Below are 22,505 nucleotides of genomic sequence, written 5' to 3'. Positions count from 1 at the left end.
TCGGTACCCGGGCCGTCGTCAGTGCCCGGCGACGTCCCAGTTCTCGCCGCGCCCGATCTGCACGTCGAGCGGTACCGACAGGTCGGCGGCGTCGCCCATGCGCTCGCGCACGATGGTCTCCACTGCGTCCCACTCCCCCGGCGCGACTTCGACCACGAGCTCGTCATGGATCTGCAGCAGCACGCGCGAGCGCAGACCGGCGGTGACGAGCTGATCGTGGATGTGCAGCAGACCGAGCTTCATGATGTCGGCGGCGCTGCCCTGGATCGGGGCGTTCAGCGCCGCGCGCTCGGCGTTCTCGCGCAGCACCCGGTTGGGGCTGCCGAGGTCGGGGAAAGGCCGACGGCGGCCGAAGATCGTCTCGGTGTAACCGTCGATGCGCGCCTGGGCGACGGACTCGCGCAGATAGTCGCGCACGGCGCCGAACCGGGCGAAGTACTCGCTCATCAGCAGCTTCGCCTCGGACTGGTCGATGCGCAGCTGCTTCGACAGTCCGAACGCGCTCAGGCCGTAGACGAGGCCGTAGCTCATCGCTTTCACCTTCGTGCGCATCGCCGGGGTGACATCGGCGGGGGCGACCCCGAAGACGCGCGAGCCGACGAAGCGGTGCAGGTCTTCGCCCGAGTTGAACGCCTCGATGAGACCGGCGTCGCCCGACAGGTGCGCCATGATGCGCATCTCGATCTGCGAATAGTCGGCGGTGAGGAGCGTCTCGTACCCCTCCCCGACCTCGAACGCCGCACGGATGCGGTGCGACTCCTCGTTCCGGATCGGGATGTTCTGCAGGTTGGGGTCGGTGCTCGAGAGTCGCCCCGTCTGGCTGCCCGTCTGCAGATACGTCGTGTGCGCGCGCCCGTCGGGTCCGATCGCGACGTCGAGCGACTCGATGATCTGGCGGAGCTTCGTTGCCTCGCGATGCTGCAGCAGCAGATCGAGGAAGGGGTGCGGGTTCGACTCCTGCAGATCGGCGAGCACCGCGGCATCCGTCGAATAGCCGGTCTTGGTCTTGCGGGTCTTCGGCAGCTGGAGCTGCTCGAAGAGCACGTCCTGCAGCTGCTTGGGCGAACCGAGATTCACCTCGCGATCGATCTCCGCGTACGCGCGGGTGGCGATGTCGTCAGCGCGGGCGGCGAGCTCCGACGAGAACGCCGAGAGCTTCTCGTGCGAGATCGCCACACCGGCGAGCTCCATGTCGGCCAGCGCGCCGAGGGTCGGCAGCTCGATGTCGGTGAGCACTGCGGCGACCGACGCGGGCATCTCTTCGCGGATCCGCTCGGTCACGCGCAGGGCGTACCAGCCGAGCTGACCCGGTGTCGCGCCCTCGGTCTCGGGCACGAGCTGGCGCGGATCGGCCTCGGGCAGCTTCTCGTCGAGGTAGCGGCCCACGAGGTCGCCGAGGGTCTTGTCGGGAAAGCTCGGCCGCACGAGCCACCCGGCGAGGATCGGGTCGAACGAGAGCCCGCCCAGCGCGATGCCCGCACGGCGCAGGGCCTTCACCTGCGGCTTCGCATCGGTGAGCACCTTCGGCGCGTCCGACTCGAGCCAGTCACGGAGGGCGTCGGCAAGATCGTCGCTCCACGGCGCCTCGACCGCGGCGTCGAGCGAGGCGATGCCGACGCGGGCGGGCAGTCCGCCGCCGATCGTCACGGTGAGGGCCAGCTCGCCCGGGTGCGCCTCGATCCACTCCGCGACGGCAGCGGGGGCGGCGAGCTCGGCCGGCACAGGGGCGGCCACGGCGGGGGCACTGCCCGCGGATGCCTCGTCGGCGTCGCCGCCCAGCGCCTCGAACACCCGGGGCAACAGGGTGCGGAACTCGAGCCGGGCGAAGATGTCGCGCACGGCCTGCGCGTCGATCGGCTGCACGGCGAGGTCTTCAGGACCGACGGGTAGTTCGACGTCGCGCAGCAGCGCGTTCAGCGACCGGTTGCGACGCACGTCGTCGAGGTGCTCGCGCAGGTTGCCGCCCACGACGCCGGTGATCTTGTCGGCGTTCTCGAGCAGCGCGTCGAGGCTGCCCCACTGGTTCAGCCACTTGACGGCCGTCTTCTCGCCCACCTTCGGCACCCCGGGCAGGTTGTCGCTCGTCTCGCCGACGAGGGCGGCGATGTCGGGGTAGTTCGCCGGCGGCAGGCCGTACTTCTCGACGACGGCGTCGGGGGTGTAGCGCTTGAGCTGCGAAACACCCTGCACGCTCGGGTAGAGCAGGGTCACGTCGTCGGTGACGAGCTGGATGGTGTCGCGGTCGCCCGAGCAGACGAGCACGTCGAAACCCGCCTCGGTGCCCTCGGTGGCGAGGGTAGCGAGGATGTCGTCGGCCTCGATCCCCTCCTTCGTCAGTACCGTGACGTTCATCGCCGCCAGCGCCTCTTGCAGCAGCGGGATCTGCCCGGTGAACTCGGCCGGCGACGCCGAGCGGGTCGCCTTGTACTCGGGGTACTGGTCGGTGCGGAACGAGTGCCGTGAGGTGTCGAACGCGACCGCGAGGTGCGTCGGCTGTTCGGCTTTGACGAGGTTCACGAACATCGACAGGAAGCCGTAGATGCCGTTGGTGTGCTGGCCGTCTTTCGTCGAGAAGTTGTCGACGGGCAGCGCGAAGAATGCGCGATAGGCCAGCGAGTGGCCGTCGACGACGAGAAGGGTAGGCTTTTCCGAGTCCGTCACCCCACCAGCGTAGTCAGCGGGTCGGACACATCCCGATCGATCTCGAAGGTGAACGATGAGCGCAGAGTCCACTCCCCCGGCATCCGACGGTCTCGCCTGGGCCACCCGCCGAGGCATGGGCGCTCTCGCCGAGAAGATGGGGATCGAGTTCACCGAGTTCTCGATCGAGCGCTCCGTGGCGACGATGCCGGTCGAAGGCAACACGCAGCCGGTCGGGCTCATGCACGGCGGAGCCTACGTGGTGCTCGGCGAGTCGCTCGGCTCGATGGCGGCGAACCTGCACGCGGGGCCTGACCGCCTGGCGGTCGGCGTCGACATCAACGCGACCCACACCCGGTCGGCCACGAGCGGCATCGTGACGGGGGTCTGCACCCCCGTGCACCTCGGCCGGTCGCTCACGGTGCACGAGATCGCGGTGACCGACGACCAGGGCAGGCGTTGCTCGACGATCCGCATCACCAACATGATCAAAGACCGCGCCGACGGCGCCTGACCCGCCCGGAAGCGTGCCGCGCGGGCGGGATGCCGGGGCTCAGGCCTTCTTGGGCGAGAGCTGCTCGATGATCGCCTTGGCGACGTCTTGCATCGTGAGGCGGCGGTCCATCGACGCCTTCTGAATCCAGCGGAACGCCTCGGGCTCGCTGAGACCCATCTTCTCGTTGAGCAGGCCCTTCGCCCGGTCGACGAGCTTGCGGGTCTCGAAGCGCTCGACCATGTCGGCGACCTCGGCCTCGAGCGTGATGATCTGCTCGTAGCGGGCCAGGGCGATCTCGATCGCCGGCAGCAGGTCGTTCGGGGTGAAGGGCTTCACGACGTAGGCGAGGGCACCCGCCTCGCTCGCGCGCTCGACGAGCTCCTTCTGGCTGAACGCTGTGAGCAGCACGACGGGGGCGACGTGGTTCTTGCTGAGCTTCTCGGCGGCGGAGATGCCGTCGAGCACGGGCATCTTCACGTCCATGATGACGAGGTCGGGGCGCAGCTCGGTGGCCAGCGCCACGGCCGTCTCGCCGTCGCCGGCCTCACCGACGACATCGAAGCCGTTGTCGCGGAGGATCTCGACGATGTCGAGGCGGATCAGCGATTCGTCTTCGGCCACGACGACCCGTCGCGGGGCGTTCGGGTTCGAGGCGGGGCTCAGTTCCTGCTCAGTCACCTTTGAATCCTACGGTATCGTCGATTCGTCACATGCCGGTGTGGCGGAATGGCAGACGCGACCGACTCAAACTCGGTTGTCTTCGGACGTGTGGGTTCGACTCCCACCACCGGCACGCAACCAAGACGAAGGGCGGATGCCCGGGGCTCTCCCCCGGGCATCCGCCCTTCGTCTTCGGCTTTTCGGCCCGGCCTACTTCTCCGCCTGGTAGATGGGCGCGTTGCCGTTGACGGCGTCGCCGATCTTGTGGATGCGGATGTCGTTGGTCGAACCGATGATTCCGGGAGGGGAACCAGAGATCACGACGACCTTGTCCCCTTCCTTCGCGAGACCCTGGCCGAGGAAGAAGTCATCGACCTGCAGGAACATGAGGTCGGTGTGCGCGACGTGCTCGACGAGCGTCGACTGCACGCCCCACGTGAGGGCCATGCGGCGGCGGATCGCGGGGTCGACCGCGAACGCCATCATCGGGATGCCTGGGCGCAGGCGCGACATGCGACGCGCGGTATCGCCCGACTCGGTGAAGATGCAGATGAACTTCGCCCCGACGAACTCGGCGACCTCGTTCGCGGCCAGCGTGATGATGCCACCCTGCGTGCGGGGCTTCGCGCTGAACGGGCGGATGCGCTCGAGACCGTGGTCTTCCGTCGATTCGACGATGCGGGCCATCGTCTGGACCGTGATGACGGGGTACTCGCCGACGCTCGTCTCGCCCGAGAGCATGACCGCGTCCGTGCCGTCGAGGACGGCGTTGGCGACGTCGGACGCCTCAGCACGCGTAGGCACGGGGGAGTGGGTCATCGACTCGAGCATCTGCGTCGCGACGATGACCGGCTTCGCCATGCGGCGGCAGAGCTCGACAGCCTCCTTCTGGACGATCGGGACGGCTTCGAGCGGCAGCTCGACGGCGAGGTCGCCGCGGGCGACCATGATGCCGTCGAAGGCGTCGATGATCTCCTCGAGGTTGTCGACGGCCTGCGGCTTCTCGATCTTGGCGATGACGGGGACCTTGCGGCCTTCCTCCGCCATGATCTCGTGCACGCGCGTGACGTCGGCGGCGTCGCGCACGAACGACAGCGCGATGAGGTCGGCACCCGCCTGCAACCCCCACCGCAGGTCGGCTTCGTCCTTCTCGGAGAGCGCGGGGACGCTCACCGCAACGCCGGGCAGGTTGATGCCCTTGTTGTTCGAGACCTGACCGGCCACGACCACCTTGGTGGTCACGACGGGGCCGTCGACGCTCTCGACCTGCACGCGGACCTTGCCGTCGTCGATCAGGAGGTAATCGCCCGGCTTGACGTCGCCGGCGAGACCCTTGAAGGTCGTGCCGACGAGGTCGCGGGTGCCCACGACGTCGTCGGTCGTGATGCGGAACGTGTCGCCGACGGCGAGGTCGTGCGGTCCGTCACTGAACTTGCCGAGACGGATCTTGGGGCCCTGCAGGTCGACGAGGATGGCGACGGCGCGTCCTGCGTCGTCGGCAGCCTTGCGCACGTTGGCGAAACGGCCTTCGTGCTCGGCATAGGAGCCGTGGCTGAGGTTCAAGCGGGCCACGTCCACACCGGCATCGATGATCGCACGGATCATCTCATACGACTCGGTGGCGGGCCCCAGGGTGGCGACGATCTTCGCGCGTCTCACTGACTGATCTCCGGTCTGTGTTCGGTTTCGAGGGTGGATCCAGCCTACGCGGGCTGGAGACCGATTGCGATGTCCCTCGGCCCGACGGGCGAAGGCAGGTTGGTGCGACCCATGAGGTATTCGTCCACCGCCGCGGCCGCCGCGCGACCCTCCGCGATCGCCCAGACGATCAGCGACTGGCCACGGCCGGCGTCCCCGGCCACGAATACGCCGGGAGCGGTCGACTGGTAGTCGTCACCGCGCTCGACATTGCCGCGGCCTGTGAACACAGTACCCAGCTGCTCCTCGAGCGTGCCGCGCTCCGGGCCGGTGAAACCCATCGCGATGAGAATCAGGTCGGCGGGGATCTCGCGCTCGGTGCCGCTCTTGGGCACGCGGCGACCGTCGGAGAGGTATTCGGTCTCGGCGAGACGCAGGCCCCGCACCTCGCCCGCGCCGTTGCCGAGGAACTCGACGGTGGATGCCAGGTAGGTGCGCTCCCCGCCCTCTTCGTGCGCCGACGAGACCTCGAACAGCGTCGGCATGGTGGGCCACGGCTGGTGGTCGGGGCGGGAAGACGGCGGCTGCTTGCCGATCGCGAGGTTGGTGACGCTGAGGGCGCCCTGACGGTGTGCGGTGCCGATGCAGTCGGCGCCGGTGTCGCCGCCGCCGATCACGATGACGTGCTTGCCTTCGGCGTGGATCTGGTGCGGCACCTGGTCGCCCGCGACCGCCTTGTTCGACTCGACGAGGTACTCCATCGCGAAGTGCACGCCGTCGAGATCGCGCCCCGGGATGGGGATGTCGCGGGCCTCGGTCGATCCGGTCGCGATGACGACGGCGTCGTAGCGCGCCCGCAGCTCGCTCCACGTGATGTCGACGCCGATCTCGACGCCCGCGCGGAAGCGCGTGCCCTCGTCCTGCATCTGACGCAGGCGCGATTCGAGGTGGCGCTTCTCCATCTTGAAGTCGGGGATGCCGTAGCGCAGCAGTCCGCCGATGCGGTCGTCGCGCTCGAACACCGCGACGGTGTGGCCGGCGCGCGTCAGCTGCTGCGCGGCGGCGAGACCTGCGGGGCCCGAGCCCACGACGGCGACGGTCTTGCCGGTCAGGCGCCCCGGCGGCACCGGCTCGACCCAGCCGTTCGCGAAGGCCTCGTCGATCGTCGAGACCTCGATCTGCTTGATCGTGACGGCGGGCTGGTTGATGCCCAGCACGCACGACGACTCGCACGGTGCCGGGCAGAGCCGGCCGGTGAACTCCGGGAAGTTGTTCGTCGCGTGCAGCCGCTCGATCGCGGCCCGGCCCTGGCCGCGCCACATGAGGTCGTTCCACTCGGGGATGAGGTTCCCGAGCGGACAGCCCTTGTGGCAGAACGGGATGCCGCAGTCCATGCAGCGTCCGGCCTGGCGACGGAGCACGGCCGAGTCGCCCGGCTCGTACACCTCTTTCCAGTCCATGATGCGCACGGGAACCGGCCGGCGCGCCGGGAGCTCGCGCTCGGTGGTCTTCAGAAAGCCCTTGGGGTCAGCCACCGGTCACCTCCAGGATACGGGTCCAGACGACGTCGCCATCGGGGTCGAGCCCCTCGGCGGCGGCGTCATGTCGGGTTTGCAGCACGGCCGCGTAGTCACGCGGCAGCACGCGGACGAAGTTCTCGGCCTCCGCCTCGAAGTCGTCCAGAAGCGCGGATGCCAGGGTCGACCCCGTCTCGGCGACGTGGCGTTCGAGCAGATCACGGAGGATCTCCACGTCGCCCGACCCCAGCCCAAGGAGCTCCAGCTCGCCGCTGGCGAGAGCCTCGCGGTTCACGAGCTCTCGGTCGAGCCGGTAGACGTAGGCGGTGCCGCCCGACATGCCGGCGCCGAGGTTCCGCCCGGTCGCACCGAGGATCACCGCTAGCCCGCCGGTCATGTACTCGAGCGCGTGGTCGCCCACGCCCTCGACGACGGCGGTCGCGCCCGAGTTCCGCACGAGGAAGCGCTCCCCGACGACGCCGCGCAGGAACATGCTGCCCTGGGTCGCGCCGTAGCCGATGACGTTGCCCGCGATGACGTTCTGCGAGGCGTCGAAGGTCGCATCGCGCGGAGGGCGCACGACGATCTGACCGCCCGAGAGCCCCTTGCCGACGTAGTCGTTCGAGTCGCCTTCGAGGCGCAGCGTGATGCCGGCCGGCAGGAACGCGCCGAAGGACTGCCCGGCAGACCCGGTGAGGTTCACCTCGATCGTGCCGGCGGGCAGGCCGTGCTCGCCGTGGGCGAGGGTCACCCGGTTGCCGAGCATGGTGCCGACGGCGCGCTCGGTGTTGCGGATCGGGAGCGACACCTCGAAGTGGCCGCCGTGGGCGATCACATCTTGCGCCTGCTCGATGAGGGGCACATCGAAGTGCTTCTCGAGCTCGTGGTCCTGATCACGGGCGTGCCGGCGCGGTGCGTCGGGGGCGAACGCCGGCCCGTCGAGGATCGGCGTCAGGTCGAGGCCCGATGCCTTCCAGTGCTCGATCGCACCGTTGACGTCGAGCAGGTCGTTGCGGCCGATCGCCTCGTCGAGCGAACGGAACCCGAGCTCGGCGAGGTACTCCCGCACCTCCTGCGCGAGGAACTGCATGAAGTTGACGACGAACTCCGGCTTGCCGGTGAAGCGGCTGCGCAGCACGGGGTTCTGCGTCGCGACACCGACGGGGCAGGTGTCGAGGTGGCAGACGCGCATCATGATGCAGCCCTCCACCACGAGCGCGGTCGTCGCGAACCCGAACTCCTCGGCGCCGAGCAGCGCCGCGATGATCACGTCGCGTCCCGTCTTCAGCTGCCCGTCGGCCTGCACGACCACCCGGTCGCGCATGTCGTTGAGCATGAGCGTCTGCTGCGTTTCGGCCAGGCCCAGCTCCCACGGGGTGCCCGCGTGCTTGAGCGAGTTCAGCGGGCTCGCGCCCGTGCCGCCGTCGTGGCCGGAAACCAGGATGACGTCGGCGAGGGCCTTCGCGGTGCCGGCGGCCACCGCCCCGATCCCCGACTGGCTCACGAGCTTCACGTGCACCCGGGCGGCGGGGTTCGCGCGCTTCAGGTCGAAGATGAGCTGCTTGAGGTCCTCGATCGAGTAGATGTCGTGGTGCGGCGGCGGCGAGATGAGCCCGACGCCGGGGGTGCCGCCGCGGGTTCGGGCGATCCACGGGTACACCTTGCCGGGCGGCAGCTGACCGCCCTCGCCGGGCTTGGCGCCCTGGGCGAGCTTGATCTGGATGTCGTCGGCGTGCGTGAGGTACATGCTCGTCACACCGAAGCGGCCCGAGGCGACCTGCTTGATGGCGCTGCGCCGCGTCGGGTCGAGCAGGCGGTCGACGTCTTCGCCGCCCTCACCCGTGTTCGACTTCGCACCGATCGAGTTCATCGCGATCGCGAGGGTCTCGTGCGCCTCTTTCGAGATCGACCCGTAGCTCATCGCACCGGTCGAGAAGCGCTTGACGATCGACTCGACGGGTTCGACCTCGTCGATCGGAACGGGCGGGCGCTCCCCCGTCTTGAGCCGGAACATGCCGCGCAGCGTCTTCAGCTCGGCGGCCTGATCGTCGACGAGCTTGGTGTACTCGCGGAAGACGTCGTAGCGCCGCGCCCGCGTGGAGTGCTGCAGGCGGAACACGGTGTCGGGCGTGAACAGGTGCGGGGCGCCGTCACGGCGCCACTGGTACTCACCGCCGGTCCACAGCCGCTCGTGCGCACGGACGGCGCCGTTTTCGGGATAGGCGTAGTCGTGGCGCGCCTGGTTCTCGGCGGCGATCTCGCGAATGCCGATGCCGCCGAGCTTCGTCTCGGTGCCCGTGAAGTACTTCGCGACCACCTCCTCCGAGAGCCCCACGGCCTCGAAGACCTGCGACCCTGCGTAGGACGACACCGTGGAGATGCCCATCTTGGACATGATCTTCAGGACGCCCTTGCCGAGCGCGTAGATGAGGTTCTTCACCGCCTTCTCGGGCGTGACGCTGGTGATGAAGCCCGCGCGCACGAGGTACTCGACGGTCTCCATCGCGAGATACGGGTTGACGGCGGATGCCCCGTAGCCGATCAGCGTCGCGACGTGGTGCACTTCGCGCACGTCGCCCGCCTCGACGACGAGACCGACCTTCATGCGGTTCTCACGGCGGATGAGATGGTGGTGCACTGCGGAGAGCATGAGCAGCGATGGGATCGGGACGAGGTCCTTGTTCGAGTCGCGGTCGCTCAGGATGATGAACTCGGCACCCTGCTCGATCGCCGCGTCGACCTCGGCGCACATCTCGTCGAGGCGGTGCTCCAAGGCATCCGGCCCCTTCGCGGCGTGGTACAGACCGCGCACGGTCACCGACCGCCGGCCGGGCAGCGCCTTGTCGATGTTCTGGAGCTTGGCGAGCTCGTCGTTGTCGATCACCGGGAAGTCGAGCGTGATCGTGCGGGTGTGGTCGGGCCCCCAGTCGAGGAGGTTCCGCTCCGGACCGAGGCCGAGGGCGAGCGAGGTGACGACCTCTTCGCGGATCGAGTCGAGCGGCGGGTTGGTCACCTGCGCGAACTGCTGCACGAAGTAGTCGAAGAGGAGGCGCGGCCGTTCGCTGAGCACCGCGATCGGGGCATCCGACCCCATCGCGCCGAGCGGTTCAGCGCCGTTCTGCCCCATCGGCGTGAGGAGGATGCGCACCTCTTCCTCGGTGTAGCCGAACGTGCGCTGGCGGCGCGTGATCGAGGCGATCGGGTGCACGATGTGCTCGCGCTCGGGGAGGTCCTTCAGGCGCACCCGACCCGCGTCGAGCCATTCCTGCCAGGGCTGGAGGGCCGCGAGGTCGCGCTTGACCTCGTCGTCCTCGATGATCCGCTGCTGGGCGGTGTCGACGACGAACATGCGCCCCGGGCGGAGGCGTCCGCGGCGCTTGATGCGCTCGGGGGCGAAGTCGAGCACCCCCGTCTCCGAGCCGATCACGACGAGTCCGTCGGTCGTCTCGGTCCAGCGGCCGGGGCGCAAGCCGTTGCGGTCGAGGGTGGCGCCGACGAGGGTGCCGTCGGTGAAGATCAGCGCGGCGGGGCCGTCCCACGGCTCCATCTGCATGGAGTGGTAGTCGTAGAAGGCGCGCAGGTCGGGCGAGATGTCGGCCTGCTTCTCGTACGCCTCGGGCACCATCATCATGATCGCGTGCGGCAGGCTGCGGCCCGTCAGGGTCAGCAGTTCCAGCACCTCGTCGAACGACGCCGAGTCGCTCGCACCCTCGGTGCAGATCGGCAGCAGCGGACGGATGTCTCCGACGAGCTCCGACTCGAGCTGCGACTGGCGGGCGCGCATCCAGTTGCGGTTGGCGCCGACGGTGTTGATCTCGCCGTTGTGGGCGAGCATGCGCAGCGGCTGCGCGAGCGGCCACGACGGGAACGTGTTCGTCGAGTAGCGCGAGTGCACGACGGCGAGCTCGCTCACGAACCGCTCGTCCTGCAGATCGGGGTAGAACGGCTCGAGCTGGAGGGTCGTGACCATGCCCTTGTACCCGAGGGTGCGGGCGCTCAGCGACACGAAGTAGGCGTCGTGCTCGCGGCGTGCACGCTTGCGCAGCCGGTAGACACGGCGGTCGAGGTCGATGCCCGCGAGCGCGGGCGCGTCGCCGACGGCGGGGCGCGAGACGAACAGCTGCTCGAATGCGGGGCGCGCGGCGTAGGCGAGCTTGCCGAGGTGCTCCTCCACCGTCGGCACCTCGCGCCAGCCGAGCACCGTCAGCCCCTCGGCGGCGGCGATCTGTTCGACGCCGGCCTTGACGGCGGCGCGCTCGTCGTCGTCGTCGCGCGGCAGGAACGCCATGCCCGCGGCGTACTCGCCGGCCGGGGGCAGGTCGAAGTCCGTGACCGCGCGCAGGAAGGCATCCGGCATCTGCGTCAGGATGCCGGCGCCGTCGCCCGTTCCCGCGTCGGAGCCGATGGCACCCCTGTGCTCGAGGTTCCGCAGCGCCTCGAGTGCGAGCTGCACGATGTCGTGCCCCGGCTCGCCGCGGAGGGTCGCGACCATCGCGAGGCCGCATGCGTCCTTCTCGAACGCCGGGTTGTACATGCCCTGCTTGGCGGGGAAGTCCGCGGCAAACCCGGAGGTGTGCGGCGTGGTGTCTTCACGACGGGGGCTCGAGGCCATGTCTACCGTCCTCATTGTCTTGCTGAAACGGGGACGACGTCGGCCCTGATGTCCTGCGGGGTGTTACCTGGAGACGACTGTGCTTGTGGCGGTGTCCGCGGTGGATTCGGACGTCGGGGGTGCGCTGACGTCGACGAATGCATCGGTGTCCTGTGATTGTACATTCCCGCCGCCGGTCCATTCGCGCCCCGGGTAGTAGGGCGAGGGCTCGAGGCCCGGGTGGCGGCGCTTCTGCACGAAGAAGATCACAAGACCGACCACGACGCCGATGATCGCGGCCCACACGTTCGTGCGCAGGCCCAGGAAGACCTCGCTCGGATCGATGCGGATGTTCTCCCACACGATCCGCCCGGCGCTGTACCAGACGAGGTAGAGCGCGAAGAGGCGTCCCCACTGCAGGGTGAAGCGCTTACCGGCCCAGAGCAGGAAGATGACGCCCAGCACGTTCCAGATGACCTCGTAGAGGAACGTCGGGTGGAACAGGGTGCCCTCGGGCAGGCCGACCGGCCACGCGGCGTTCGGGTAGTCGATCTGAAGACCCCAGGGCAGGTCGGTGGGGAGGCCGTAGAGCTCCTGGTTGAACCAGTTGCCGAACCGGCCCATCGCCTGGGCGAGGAGGAGGCCCGGAGCGAGGGCGTCGGCGAACGTCCAGAACCGGATTCCGGTCCACTTGCAGCCGAGCCACGCGCCGATCGCGCCGCCGATGAGGGCGCCGAAGATCGCGATGCCGCCCTCCCAGATGCGGAAGACCGCCCAGAAGTCCTTGCCCTCGCCGAAGTAGAAGCCCCAGTGGGTGACCACGTGGAAGATGCGCGCCCCGATGATCGCGAGCGGCACGGCGAGCAGGCAGATGTCGATCACGACCCACGGCTCGGCGCCGCGCTTGGTGAGCCGGTGGTTCGTCATGATCGCCGCGACCACGATGCCGGCGAGGATGCACAGCGCGTAGATGTGGATCGTCAGCGGTCCGAGCTGGAACGAACTGACCGACGGGCTGGGGATCGAGGCGGCCACGGAGGCGGAGAAAAGCACGAGGGGCAGTCTACTTCGCCGCGGCGCGGGCGATTCGCGGCGCCGCCGATTCGCGGCGTGGGCAAGTCACGGAGGCGGCGGCGTCTCAGCGGGCGGTGCCGGACGCCAGGGCGCGCGCCTCGGCGCGCAGGGCCTCGACCCCGCCGTCGCGCAGCGCCCGCACGAGCGTCGTTCCGACGATCGCGCCGTCGGCGTACTCCACGACCCCCGCGACCTGCTCGGGTGTCGAGATGCCGATGCCGACGCACGCGTGGCGCACGCCGTGGTCGCGCAGCCGCGCGACGAGGCCGCGGGCCGCGGCATCCAGTTCGGCGCGCTCCCCCGTGATGCCCATCGTCGAGACGGTGTAGACGAAACCGGTGGATGCCCCCGCGATCATCTCCAGCCGCTCGTCGGTCGAGGTCGGAGCGGCGAGGAACACGCGATCGAGGCCGGTGCGCTCGGAGGCGGCGACCCAGTCGGCCGCGGCGTCGGGGGTGATGTCGGGGGTGATGAGTCCCGCCCCGCCCGCGGCGAGCAGGTCATCGGCGTAGCGGTCGACGCCGTACTGCAGCACGGGGTTCCAGTAGGTCATGACGAGGATCGGCACGTCGGTGCGGGCGGCGATCTCGCGCACGGCCGTGAACGTGTCGCGCAGGCGGAATCCGCCCGCCAGGGCGGCCTGCGTGGCCTCTTGGATGACGACGCCGTCCATCACCGGATCGGAGTAGGGCGGGCCGAGTTCGAGCACGTCGACGCCCGATTCGGCGAGGGCGACGGCTGCGTCGATCGAGGTCTGGAGGTCGGGGTAGCCGAGCGGCAGGTAGCCGACGAAGGCGCCGCGCCCGGCGGCGTTCGCGGCGTCGATGGCATCTGAGACGCGGCTCACAGCTCGATCCCCTCTCCGCGCGCGGCGTCGTCGGCGGGCGGCGTCTCGACCGGGTCGGCACCCTCGTCGTACAGGCCGAACCACGTCGCCGCGGTGTCCATGTCTTTGTCACCGCGGCCCGACAGGCTCACGGCCAGGATCGCGTCGGGACCGAGCGCGCGCCCGATCCGCAGCGCCCCGGCGAGGGCGTGCGCCGACTCGATCGCGGGGATGATGCCCTCGGTGCGGCTCAACAGTCGCAGCGCGTCCATCGCCTCGGCATCCGTTGCGGGAATGTACTCGGCGCGGCCGATGTCGGACAGCCACGCGTGCTCCGGGCCGACGCCGGGGTAATCGAGGCCCGCCGAGATCGAGTGCGACTCGACCGTCTGACCGTCGTCGTCCTGCAGTACGTAGGTCTTCGCGCCGTGCAGCACACCCGGGCGCCCGCGCTCGATCGACGCGGCGTGCTTCGGGGTGTCGACGCCGTCGCCGGCCGCCTCGACGCCGTACAGGCGCACCCCCTCGTCGTCGAGGAACGCGTCGAACATGCCGATCGCGTTCGACCCGCCGCCGACGCAGGCGATGACGGCGTCGGGGAGGCGCCCGGTCGTCTCGAGCAGCTGCGCGCGCGCCTCTTCGGAGATGATCTTCTGAAAGTCGCGCACCATCGCCGGGAAGGGGTGCGGGCCCGCAGCCGTGCCGAAGATGTAGTTCGTGGTCTCGACCGACGCGACCCAGTCGCGGTAGGCCTCGTTGATCGCGTCTTTCAGGGTGCGCGACCCGGTCGTCACAGGCACGACCTCGGCGCCCAGCAGCCGCATGCGGGCGACATTGAGGGCCTGACGCTCGGTGTCGACCTCGCCCATGTAGATCGTGCAGTCGAAGCCGAACAGCGCCGCGGCGGTCGCTGTCGCGACGCCGTGCTGGCCGGCACCGGTCTCGGCGATGACGCGGGTCTTGCCGAGGCGGCGGGTCAGCAGCGCTTGACCGAGCACGTTGTTGATCTTGTGTGAACCGGTGTGGTTGAGGTCTTCGCGCTTGAGGAACACCCGTGCTCCCCCGGCGTGCTCCGCGAAGCGCGGCACTTCGGTCAGCGCCGACGGCCGGCCGGCATAGGAGTGCAGCAGACCCTCGAGCTCGGCGGCGAACGCCGGATCGGCGATGGATGCCTCGTACACCGCGGTCAGCTCGTCGATCGCCGCGATGAGCGATTCGGGCATGTAGCGCCCGCCGAACTCGCCGAAGAACGGACCGTGCTGGTCTCTCAGACTGGTCATTCGCCGGCCTCCAGGAATGCGTGCAGGGTCGACACCGGGTCGCTCGTGACGAGCGCTTCGCCGACGAGCACGACGTCGGCGCCGTCGGCGCGGTAGTGGGCGACGTCGGCAGGGGTCAGCACCGCCGACTCGGCGATCTTCACCGCGCCGGCCGGGAACTCCCCCGCGAGAGAGCCGAACAGGTCGCGATCGAGTTCGAAGGTTGACAGGTTGCGGGCGTTCACGCCGATGAGACGCGCCCCGAGATCGGATGCGCGCGTCAGCTCGTCGCGCGAGTGCGTCTCGACGAGCGGGGTCATGCCGAGCTCGATGACGAGGTCGTGCAACTGCTGCAGCAGCGGCTGCTCGAGCGCGGCGACGATCAGCAGCACGAGATCCGCGCCCGAGGCCCGAGCCTCGAGCACCTGGTAAGGCGTCGCGATGAAGTCTTTGCGCAGCACCGGGAGCGAGACGCGCGCCTTCACGGCTTCGAGATCGGCGAGCGACCCCTTGAACTTGCGCCCCTCGGTCAGCACCGAGATCGCCGACGCGCCGCCCTCTTCGTAGCGCGCGGCCTGCAGGGCCGGGTCGGGGATCGCGGCGAGGTCACCGCGCGACGGGCTCGCACGCTTGACCTCCGCGATGATCTTGACGCGCTCGGCGGGAGCGAGCGCAGCGAGGGCGTCGATCGCCGGGGCCTGCGCGAGAGCGGCGCGCTCGAGGTCGGCGAGCGGCCGACGGACGGCGCGGGCCTCGGCATCCTCCACCGCGCCGGCGGTGAGGCCTGCCAGCATGATCAGTGCTGCTTCGCGACGTACTTCGGGCCGCGCGCGCCGTAACCGGCCTTCGACATCGCCCAGCCGACGATCGCGCCGACGACGAGCAGGCCGACCGACGCCCACACGAGGGCGGGCATGTCGAGCACGAAGAACAGCGTGCCGAGCGTGACGGCGAGGAGCATGATCACCACGGCGGTCCAGGCGGCCGGGGAGTGTCCGTGGCCGGGGTCGTCGATGCTGCTCATGGGTCTCCTTCAGGGTGCGAACACGGCGCGTGGCGGGTCTGGTTCAGTCTAGCGGGCGGTCGGATCGTCGCCGTGCGACAGGTCGTCCCACGAGTCGATCGCCTTGTCGCGCGACGAGGCGGCCGCGGAATGCCCCGCCGACGCCCCGCCCGTGTGGGCGCCGTCGCGCTCGAAGCGCCGCCCGCCGCTTCGCCAGCGGTGCGCGGTCGCGAGCGTCCAGAGCCCTCCGAGGGCGACCACGAGGCCCGCGACGGCGACCGCATACGGCCACCCCGTCGCCGTGATCGACGACACGAGGTCGGCGATGGCGTCGGCCCCCGACAGGCCCGTCGCCTTCGTGACGACCGCGGCGACGGCATCGAGCGGGCGCTCCAGCGCGATGCGCGCCGCCCCCACCATCAGCACGCCGCCGATGAGCGTCGCGAGCAAGCCGAACACGTAACGCAGCACCCGGCCGACGACGGTGAGCGCGAGGCCCAGGGCGAGGGCCGCGAGGCTCAGCGGGGCGAGCAGCGGCAGCGCCGACGCTCCGGGCACCGACAGCGCCTCGGTCGCGCCTGAGCGGAGCGTCACCTCGAGCCAGGTCTGGGTGGACCCGACGATGCCCACGGCCCCGCCCAGCAGGATCGCGAGCACCCCGATCATGCGTGCCCGTGCGATCACGGCGCTCCCTCGGCGGGGCTCAGGTCATCGGCGTCGAAGCATGTGCGATCACCGGTGTGACAGGCGGCGCCGATCTGCTCGACCGACACCAGCACGGCGTCACCGTCGCAGTCGAGCCGCGCGCCCTTGACGTATTGCGCGTGCCCCGACGTGTCGCCCTTGCGCCAGTACTCCTGACGCGACCGCGACCAGAACGTCACCCGGCCCTCGGTGAGCGTGCGGCGGAGCGCCTCGGCATCCATCCACCCGAGCATGAGCACCTCGCCGGTGTCGTGCTGCTGGATGATCGCGGGCACAAGGCCGTCGGCGTTGAAGGCGACCCGGGCGACGCGCTCGGTGATCGTGTCGGCGCTCATCGGCGCACCTCGACACCGTCGGCGGCGAGGGCGCTCTTGACGTCGCCGATCGTCAGTTCGCCCGAGTGGAAGACGGATGCCGCGAGCACCGCGTCGGCGCCCGCGTGGATCGCCGGGGCGAAGTCCCCCACCGCGCCGGCGCCGCCCGAAGCGATGACCGGCACCGACGACACCTCGCGCATGAGCGAGACGAGTTCGAGGTCGAAGCCGTCTTTCGTACCGTCGGCGTCGATCGAGTTGACGAGGAGCTCGCCGGCGCCCCGGTCGATCGCCTCGCGCGCCCAGTCGAGCGCGTCGAGTTCGGTCGCGGTGCGCCCGCCGTGGGTCGTGACGACGAAGCCGGAGTGGGTTCCGGGCGCGCGCTTGACGTCGAGCGACAGCACGAGCACCTGGGCGCCGAACCGGTCGGCGATCTCGTCGACCAGGTCGGGGCGGGCGATGGCGGCCGAGTTGACCCCCACCTTGTCGGCGCCCACCGCGAGCAGGCGAGCCACGTCGTCGGCGCTGCGCACTCCCCCGCCGACGGTCAACGGAATGAAGACCTCTTCGGCGGTGCGCCGGACGACGTCGTAGGTGGTCGCGCGATCATCGACCGTCGCCGTGACGTCGAGGAAGGTGAGCTCGTCGGCGCCCTGCGCGAAGTACAGCGCGGCGAGTTCGACGGGATCGCCCATGTCGCGCAGGTTCGCGAAGTTGACGCCCTTGACGACGCGACCGGCCGCGACGTCGAGGCACGGGATGACCCGACTGGCGAGGGTCATCTCACAGCCTCGCGTTGTGGATCGGCGTCACGAGGATCGCCCGCGCCCCGATCGCGTAGAGCGCGTCCATGACCTGATTGACGGTCTTGCGCGGGCTCATGACCCGCACGGCGACCCACGCGGGGTCGCGCAGCGGCGAGATCGTCGGCGACTCGATTCCCGAGGCGATCGCGACCGCCTGGTCGACGAGGTCGGCGGGCAGGTCGTAGTCGATCAGTACGTAGCGCCGGGCGACCATCACACCGCGCAGCCGGCGAAGCAGCGTCTCGGTTCCTTCGGCCTCGGTCGGCGCACCGATCAGCACCGCCTCGGACTCGAGGATCACGGGGCCGAACACCTCGAGCCCCGCCTGGCGGAGCGTGGTGCCGGTCTCGACGACGTCGGCGATCGCATCGGCGACGCCGAGCTCGATCGCCGATTCCACGGCACCGTCGAGCGGCACGAGGTCGGCCGCGACGCCGTGCCCGTCGAGGAACGCGTCGACGAGGCCGGGGTACGACGTCGCGATCCGCACCCCCTCGAGATCGGCGACGTCCGAGAAACCGCCGGGGCGACCGGCGAAACGGAACGTCGACCGGGCGAAGCCGAGGGCCTCGATCTCGCGGGCGCCCGGCATACGGGCATCCAGCAGCAGGTCACGGCCGGTGATGCCGACATCGAGCGCACCCGACCCGACATAGGTGGCGATGTCTTTCGGGCGCAGGTAGAAGAACTCGACCTCGTTGACGGGGTCGATGATGTGCAGGTCTTTGGGGTCGCGGCGGCCGGTGTATCCCGCTTCGGCGAGCATCTCGGCGGCGGTCTCGGCCAGCGATCCCTTGTTCGGCACGGCGATTCGCAGCATGGTGCGGTGTCTTTCGGTGTCGGCGGTTGTCGGCGGGAGCGGCTCAGAGATGTCGGTAGACGTCTTCGAGGCTCAGGCCCTTGGCCAGCATCATCACCTGCAGGTGGTAGAGCAGCTGCGAGATCTCTTCTGCCGTCTCGGCGTCGGACTGGTATTCGGCGGCCATCCACACCTCGGCGGCCTCTTCGACGACCTTCTTGCCGATGGCGTGCACCCCGGCATCCAACTGCGCGACCGTGCCGGAGCCGGCGGGGCGTGCCGCGGCCGTGGCGGTGAGCTCTGCGAACAGGGCGTCGAACGTCTTCACCCTGACAGGCTACCGGTCACGCCGGGCGCCCGGCGCCGCGCTGCCGCGGTGGTCGACGCGGGGCACGGGAGCCCCGCTAGGGTCGAGCGCATGGATCCAGTGCGCGAGATGCTCGGTGCCGTGCTCGACGAGGTGCGCGGGGAGGACGGCGGAGCGACGGCCCAGTACATCCCCGAGCTCGCCTCGGCCGATCCCGAGCGGCTCGCCATGGCCGTGGTCGATCCGCGGGGCGCGTCGGTGGCGCTCGGCGACGACGCCCTGTTCACGATCCAGTCCATCTCCAAGCCCTTCGTGTTCGCGCTCGCCCTCGACGAGCTCGGCCGTGACGAGGTGCTGCAGCACGTCGGCGTCGAGCCGAGCGGCGAGCCGTTCAACGCGATCAGTCTCGAGGAGGGCACCGGTCGCCCCGCCAACCCCCTCATCAATGCGGGCGCCATCGCGACGACGGGCCTGGTTCCCGGCCGGTCCGCCCGGGAGCGCGCCGACCGGATCGTCGCGGTCCTGTCCCGGTTCGCCGGGCGGCCGCTCGAGGTCGACGAGACGGTCTGCGCGTCTGAGGCGGCGACGGGCGAGCGCAATCGCGCGCTGGCGCACCTGCTGCGTTCCTACGACGTCATCGACGGCGACCCGAACGCGATCGTCGAAGCGTACTTCCGCCAGTGCTCGGTGCTCGTGACGGTCACCGACCTGGCGGTCATGGCGGGGACCCTCGCCTTCGGCGGGCGGCACCCGGTCACGGGCGAGCAGATCGTGTCCGCGCGGACGGCGCGCGACGTCGTCTCGGTCATGACCAGCTGCGGCATGTACGACGCCTCCGGGTCGTGGCTCATCCGCGTCGGTCTGCCCGCCAAGAGCGGCGTGTCGGGCGGGATCGTCGCCCTCTCGCCGTCGCAGTTCGGGGTGGGTGTGTTCAGCCCGCGGCTGGATGCCTACGGCAACAGCACGCGCGGCCAGCTGGTGCTCGAGCGACTTTCGGAGCAGCTCGGCCTGCACGTGTTCGAGCAGCACCGGGCGATCGCGACGCCGGGGCTCGCCGTGGAGCGCGACGACGACGGCACCGTGCACGTCGTGCTCGACGGGGAACTGTCGTTCAGCGGTGCCGAGCGCGTGCTCACGGCGCTGCGAGGCGTCCGTCGCCCCGCGCCCGACACGCGGGTCCTCGTCGACGCGTCGGCCATGAGTCAGCTGCAGCCCGCCGCCCTCGCCGTCCTGCGGACCGAGGTCGAGGCGCTCGGCGGGACGGTGCAGACGACACGCGACGGGGCCGACGCGACGGCCTGATCGCGCTCCGCGACCCGATCGCGCTCAGTGCGCGTGTGCGGATGCCTCGCGGCGCAGCGCCTCGATCGCGCGGCCGGGGTCGTCCGCGCCGAACACGGCCGACCCGGCGACGAACGTGTCGGCGCCCGCTTCGGCGGCCTGGGCGATGGTCGACTCCGAGATGCCGCCGTCGACCTGCAGCCACACCTGCGAGCCGCGGCGCCGCGCCTCGCCCCGCAGGCGCGCGAGTTTGGGCATCTGGTCGGCCATGAACGACTGTCCGCCGAAGCCGGGCTCGACCGTCATCACGAGGATCTGGTCGAACTCGTCGAGGATGTCGTAGAGCCCCTCCGCGGGCGTCGCCGGCTTCACCGCGACGCCCGCGCGCGCGCCGAGCTCGCGGAGGCGCCGAGCGAGGGCGATCGGAGCGGACGCCGCCTCGAGGTGGAACGTGACCGACGCGGCGCCGAGTTCGGCGTAGCCGGGGGCCCACCGGTCGGGATCGGTGATCATGAGGTGCACGTCGAGCGGCACGGGGCTCGTCTGCTGCACACGCTCGACCATCTGCGGCCCGAAGGTGAGATTCGGCACGAAATGGTTGTCCATGACGTCGACGTGCACGAAGTCGGCCGACGCGATCCGCTCGAGATCTGCCTGCATGTTGACGAAGTCGGCCGAGAGGATGCTGGGGTTGATGCGGATGTCGGGCACGCGCCCCATTATCCACACCCCTGCTTGTCCACAGCGTCATGCGAAGCACCCCGCCACACCGGTACGGTCGTGTCGAACCCCTTCGCATCGGAGAAGACATGAGCAACGACGGCACGCCCGGTCAGCCCGGCCAACCCCAGTGGGACGCGTCCAACGGTGAGTGGGTCTCGGGCCCCTACCGCTGGGACGAGCAGAGCCAGCAGTGGCTGCCGCGCCAGGCCTCCGCCCCGGCCACTGCCGCTCCGGCTAGCGCGGAGCCCGCCCCCGCAGCAGCCACCGAGTCGGTCGCCCCCGCCGTCGGTCAGGACGCCGCCGCGACATCTCCCGTGCAGGACGCCGCCGCGACATCTCCCGTGCAGGACGCCGCCGCACCGTCACCCGTGCAGGACACTGCCGCACCGTCAGCGCCTTACGTCGCTCCGGCGCACACCGCCGCGTACGGCGCCGCCCCCGCGGCAGCGTATGGCGCGCCCGCTCAGACCGCCGGCGAGGCCGCGCCCGGGCAGAAGAAGGGCCTCGGCACCGGCGCGATCATCGGCATCATCGCGGGGAGCGTCGCGGTGCTGGCGGTGATCGCGATCGTCATCGCCATGCTGGTGATCCCGCGCACCGACCCGCGTGAAGCCGCGGCGCAGTCTGCCGCGAAGGTCGTGCAGGACTATCTGACCGCACTCGCCGACTCCGACGCCGACGCCGCCCTCGCGCTTCTCGTCGACACACCGAGTGATGCGACACTGCTGACCGACGACGCGCTGTCGGCATCGAACGACGCGGCCCCGATCGCCGACATCTCGGTGCCGGAGCCCACCCCCCTCGCGAGCGACGACGAGTACTCGCACGACATCACCGCCAGCTACTCGATCGGCGGCAAGCCGGTGTCGGGCACGTTCTCGGTCGTCGACTACGACGGCAGCGGCGACTGGCGGCTCATGTCGGGCACCGTCGACCTCTTCATCGGCTCGGGCACCGGCGACCTCGACATCACCCTCAACGGCGAACCGGTCGACGGCGACTCGGTCACCGTGTTCCCCGGCACGTACCACCTCGAGACCACCTCGCCGTACCACACCCTCACGGGCACCGACACGGTGACGGTCAGCGACCCCGCCGACTACTCCGCCGACTTCAGCGACGTGAACGTCGAGCTGAACGAGAAGGGTCTGGCGGCCTTCCGTCAGTCCATCACCGACGCGGTGACCGCATGCCTGGCATCCAAGAGCCTCGTCGCAGGGTGCGGGATCGACATTCCCGAGACGATCAGCGACGGCACGAAGATCATCGACGGCACGATCACCCGCTCGCTCGACGCCGACAGCCAGGCCACGATGGCGAACCTCAAGCCCGAGGACATCTACGGCGACCCGATGCAGGTGCGCGGGCCCTACATCGGCAGCGTCGACGTGACGGCCGACTGCGAGTCGAACGGCCAGCGACTCACTGGCTGCACATTCCTGTTCCTGCCGTCGCTCGGCTCGCCGCTCGTCGACTTCACGACCGACCCCGTGACGGTGCGCTGGGACTGAGCCGGGCCGTCAGACGCGCTGCAGCAGCGAGATCGACATCGCGTCGGTGCCATGGCGGTGCGGCCACAGCTGCGCGCGGCCGGTGCCGGGGACGTCCGGCAGGTCGATGGGCGAGCGGGCGACGGATGCCACGACGTCGCGAGCGTCGAGTTCGACGATCCCCTCGTGGCGGCGCAGGGCGTCGGAGACGACCGCCGCGGTCTCGGCGAGGTGCGGCGAGCACGTGACGTAGGCGACGATGCCGCCCGGGGCGAGGGCGGCGAGGGCGGCATCGAGCAACTCGCCCTGCAGCGTCGCGAGCGCCGGCACGTCGGCGGGCTGCTTGCGCCAGCGCGCCTCGGGGCGGCGGCGCAGC

19 protein-coding genes, 1 tRNA gene and 1 pseudogene are annotated in these 22,505 nt (G+C 70.1%); 4 read left to right on the top strand and 17 right to left on the bottom strand.

Annotation, left to right across the window (positions count from 1 at the left end; all coding sequences use genetic code 11):
* Nucleotides 1–18: 18 nt before the first annotated feature.
* Nucleotides 19–2,661, bottom strand: a complete 2,643-nt coding sequence (polA, locus tag G3N18_RS08825) for a DNA polymerase I (protein WP_196383919.1) — start codon at nt 2,659–2,661, stop codon at nt 19–21.
* 55 nt (nt 2,662–2,716) lie between these two features.
* Between polA and G3N18_RS08820 the strand changes: the two genes are divergently transcribed.
* A complete protein-coding gene (locus G3N18_RS08820; RefSeq protein WP_196383918.1) occupies nt 2,717–3,154 on the top strand; it encodes a hotdog fold thioesterase in 438 nt (145 codons plus the stop codon).
* Nucleotides 3,155–3,193: 39 nt separating this feature from the next.
* Here the strand turns inward: G3N18_RS08820 and G3N18_RS08815 are convergent, their stop codons facing one another.
* Entirely contained in the window at nt 3,194–3,814 is a 621-nt protein-coding gene (locus G3N18_RS08815) for an ANTAR domain-containing response regulator (RefSeq protein WP_196383917.1), read from the bottom strand.
* Nucleotides 3,815–3,848: 34 nt separating this feature from the next.
* Here G3N18_RS08815 and G3N18_RS08810 point away from each other — a divergent pair.
* Nucleotides 3,849–3,929: transfer RNA gene (locus G3N18_RS08810), tRNA-Leu, on the top strand.
* Between the two features lie 77 nt (nt 3,930–4,006).
* On the opposite strand, the gene pyk is transcribed toward G3N18_RS08810, so the two are convergent.
* The 13 genes from pyk to G3N18_RS08745 form a co-directional block, all read right to left on the bottom strand.
* The gene (pyk, locus tag G3N18_RS08805) at nt 4,007–5,455 is read right to left on the bottom strand and encodes a pyruvate kinase (protein ID WP_196383916.1); all 1,449 of its coding nucleotides are present in this window, start codon (nt 5,453–5,455) and stop codon (nt 4,007–4,009) included.
* A gap of 44 nt (nt 5,456–5,499) precedes the next feature.
* Entirely contained in the window at nt 5,500–6,969 is a 1,470-nt protein-coding gene (locus G3N18_RS08800) for a glutamate synthase subunit beta (protein ID WP_196383915.1), read from the bottom strand.
* A complete protein-coding gene (gene gltB / locus G3N18_RS08795) occupies nt 6,962–11,563 on the bottom strand; it encodes a glutamate synthase large subunit (protein ID WP_196383914.1) in 4,602 nt (1,533 codons plus the stop codon). Before gltB ends, G3N18_RS08800 begins: the two co-directional genes overlap by 8 nt.
* Nucleotides 11,564–11,626: 63 nt before the next feature.
* Nucleotides 11,627–12,595, bottom strand: coding sequence for a prolipoprotein diacylglyceryl transferase (gene lgt / locus G3N18_RS08790; protein WP_196383913.1), 969 nt, complete (start codon nt 12,593–12,595; stop codon nt 11,627–11,629).
* Between the two features lie 85 nt (nt 12,596–12,680).
* A complete protein-coding gene (gene trpA / locus G3N18_RS08785; protein ID WP_196383912.1) occupies nt 12,681–13,463 on the bottom strand; it encodes a tryptophan synthase subunit alpha in 783 nt (260 codons plus the stop codon).
* Nucleotides 13,460–14,722 carry a tryptophan synthase subunit beta gene (trpB, locus tag G3N18_RS08780; protein WP_196383911.1) on the bottom strand — a complete coding sequence of 421 codons (1,263 nt, stop codon included), beginning with the start codon at nt 14,720–14,722 and terminating at the stop codon, nt 13,460–13,462. Before trpB ends, trpA begins: the two co-directional genes overlap by 4 nt.
* Entirely contained in the window at nt 14,719–15,495 is a 777-nt protein-coding gene (gene trpC, locus G3N18_RS08775) for an indole-3-glycerol phosphate synthase TrpC (protein WP_196383910.1), read from the bottom strand. The genes trpB and trpC overlap by 4 nt, the downstream gene beginning before the upstream one ends.
* 2 nt (nt 15,496–15,497) lie before the next feature.
* Entirely contained in the window at nt 15,498–15,725 is a 228-nt protein-coding gene (locus tag G3N18_RS08770) for a DUF6704 family protein (protein WP_196383909.1), read from the bottom strand.
* A gap of 48 nt (nt 15,726–15,773) precedes the next feature.
* The gene (locus tag G3N18_RS08765) at nt 15,774–16,388 is read right to left on the bottom strand and encodes a Trp biosynthesis-associated membrane protein (RefSeq protein ID WP_338038423.1); all 615 of its coding nucleotides are present in this window, start codon (nt 16,386–16,388) and stop codon (nt 15,774–15,776) included.
* Nucleotides 16,385–16,744 carry a phosphoribosyl-AMP cyclohydrolase gene (hisI, locus tag G3N18_RS08760; RefSeq protein ID WP_196383908.1) on the bottom strand — a complete coding sequence of 120 codons (360 nt, stop codon included), beginning with the start codon at nt 16,742–16,744 and terminating at the stop codon, nt 16,385–16,387. Before hisI ends, G3N18_RS08765 begins: the two co-directional genes overlap by 4 nt.
* Nucleotides 16,741–17,505: an imidazole glycerol phosphate synthase subunit HisF gene (gene hisF, locus G3N18_RS08755; protein WP_196383907.1), complete on the bottom strand. Its 765-nt coding sequence runs from the start codon at nt 17,503–17,505 to the stop codon at nt 16,741–16,743. The genes hisI and hisF overlap by 4 nt, the downstream gene beginning before the upstream one ends.
* Before the next feature lies 1 nt (nt 17,506).
* Nucleotides 17,507–18,349, bottom strand: a complete 843-nt coding sequence (hisG, locus tag G3N18_RS08750) for an ATP phosphoribosyltransferase (RefSeq protein ID WP_196383906.1) — start codon at nt 18,347–18,349, stop codon at nt 17,507–17,509.
* Nucleotides 18,350–18,392: 43 nt separating this feature from the next.
* Nucleotides 18,393–18,656 carry a phosphoribosyl-ATP diphosphatase gene (locus G3N18_RS08745; protein ID WP_196323186.1) on the bottom strand — a complete coding sequence of 88 codons (264 nt, stop codon included), beginning with the start codon at nt 18,654–18,656 and terminating at the stop codon, nt 18,393–18,395.
* A gap of 90 nt (nt 18,657–18,746) precedes the next feature.
* Here G3N18_RS08745 and glsA point away from each other — a divergent pair, with 90 nt between their 5' ends.
* Nucleotides 18,747–19,937 carry a glutaminase A gene (gene glsA, locus G3N18_RS08740; RefSeq protein WP_196383905.1) on the top strand — a complete coding sequence of 397 codons (1,191 nt, stop codon included), beginning with the start codon at nt 18,747–18,749 and terminating at the stop codon, nt 19,935–19,937.
* Nucleotides 19,938–19,961: 24 nt separating this feature from the next.
* Here the strand turns inward: glsA and rpe are convergent, their stop codons facing one another.
* Nucleotides 19,962–20,636, bottom strand: a complete 675-nt coding sequence (rpe, locus tag G3N18_RS08735) for a ribulose-phosphate 3-epimerase (protein WP_196383904.1) — start codon at nt 20,634–20,636, stop codon at nt 19,962–19,964.
* Nucleotides 20,637–20,725: 89 nt separating this feature from the next.
* Between rpe and G3N18_RS08730 the strand changes: the two genes are divergently transcribed.
* Nucleotides 20,726–22,150, top strand: a complete 1,425-nt coding sequence (locus tag G3N18_RS08730; RefSeq protein ID WP_196383903.1) for a flagellar basal body-associated FliL family protein — start codon at nt 20,726–20,728, stop codon at nt 22,148–22,150.
* A gap of 9 nt (nt 22,151–22,159) precedes the next feature.
* Here the strand turns inward: G3N18_RS08730 and G3N18_RS08725 are convergent.
* Nucleotides 22,160–22,505 (bottom strand): annotated as a pseudogene (locus G3N18_RS08725) (rRNA small subunit methyltransferase B); the annotation flags it as partial.

The organism is Microbacterium paulum, assembly GCF_015707995.1.
GTDB lineage: Bacteria > Actinomycetota > Actinomycetes > Actinomycetales > Microbacteriaceae > Microbacterium > Microbacterium paulum.
Note: the sequence above shows the minus strand (reverse complement) of the source record. Positions and strands in the feature narration are given on the sequence as shown.

Excerpts from the sequence above, each read along its gene's own strand:
- trpC (WP_196383910.1), bottom strand. The coding sequence starts at position 15,495 with ATGCTGGCAGGCCTCACCGCCGGCGCGGTGGAGGATGCCGAGGCCCGC.
- G3N18_RS08770 (WP_196383909.1), bottom strand. The coding sequence starts at position 15,725 with ATGAGCAGCATCGACGACCCCGGCCACGGACACTCCCCGGCCGCCTGG.
- rpe (WP_196383904.1), bottom strand. The coding sequence starts at position 20,636 with ATGGGGCGCGTGCCCGACATCCGCATCAACCCCAGCATCCTCTCGGCC.
- hisI (WP_196383908.1), bottom strand. The coding sequence starts at position 16,744 with ATGAGCGCCGACACGATCACCGAGCGCGTCGCCCGGGTCGCCTTCAAC.
- G3N18_RS08820 (WP_196383918.1), top strand. The coding sequence starts at position 2,717 with ATGAGCGCAGAGTCCACTCCCCCGGCATCCGACGGTCTCGCCTGGGCC.
- hisF (WP_196383907.1), bottom strand. The coding sequence starts at position 17,505 with ATGACCCTCGCCAGTCGGGTCATCCCGTGCCTCGACGTCGCGGCCGGT.
- hisG (WP_196383906.1), bottom strand. The coding sequence starts at position 18,349 with ATGCTGCGAATCGCCGTGCCGAACAAGGGATCGCTGGCCGAGACCGCC.
- trpB (WP_196383911.1), bottom strand. The coding sequence starts at position 14,722 with ATGACCAGTCTGAGAGACCAGCACGGTCCGTTCTTCGGCGAGTTCGGC.
- gltB (WP_196383914.1), bottom strand. The coding sequence starts at position 11,563 with ATGGCCTCGAGCCCCCGTCGTGAAGACACCACGCCGCACACCTCCGGG.
- G3N18_RS08730 (WP_196383903.1), top strand. The coding sequence starts at position 20,726 with ATGAGCAACGACGGCACGCCCGGTCAGCCCGGCCAACCCCAGTGGGAC.
- glsA (WP_196383905.1), top strand. The coding sequence starts at position 18,747 with ATGGATCCAGTGCGCGAGATGCTCGGTGCCGTGCTCGACGAGGTGCGC.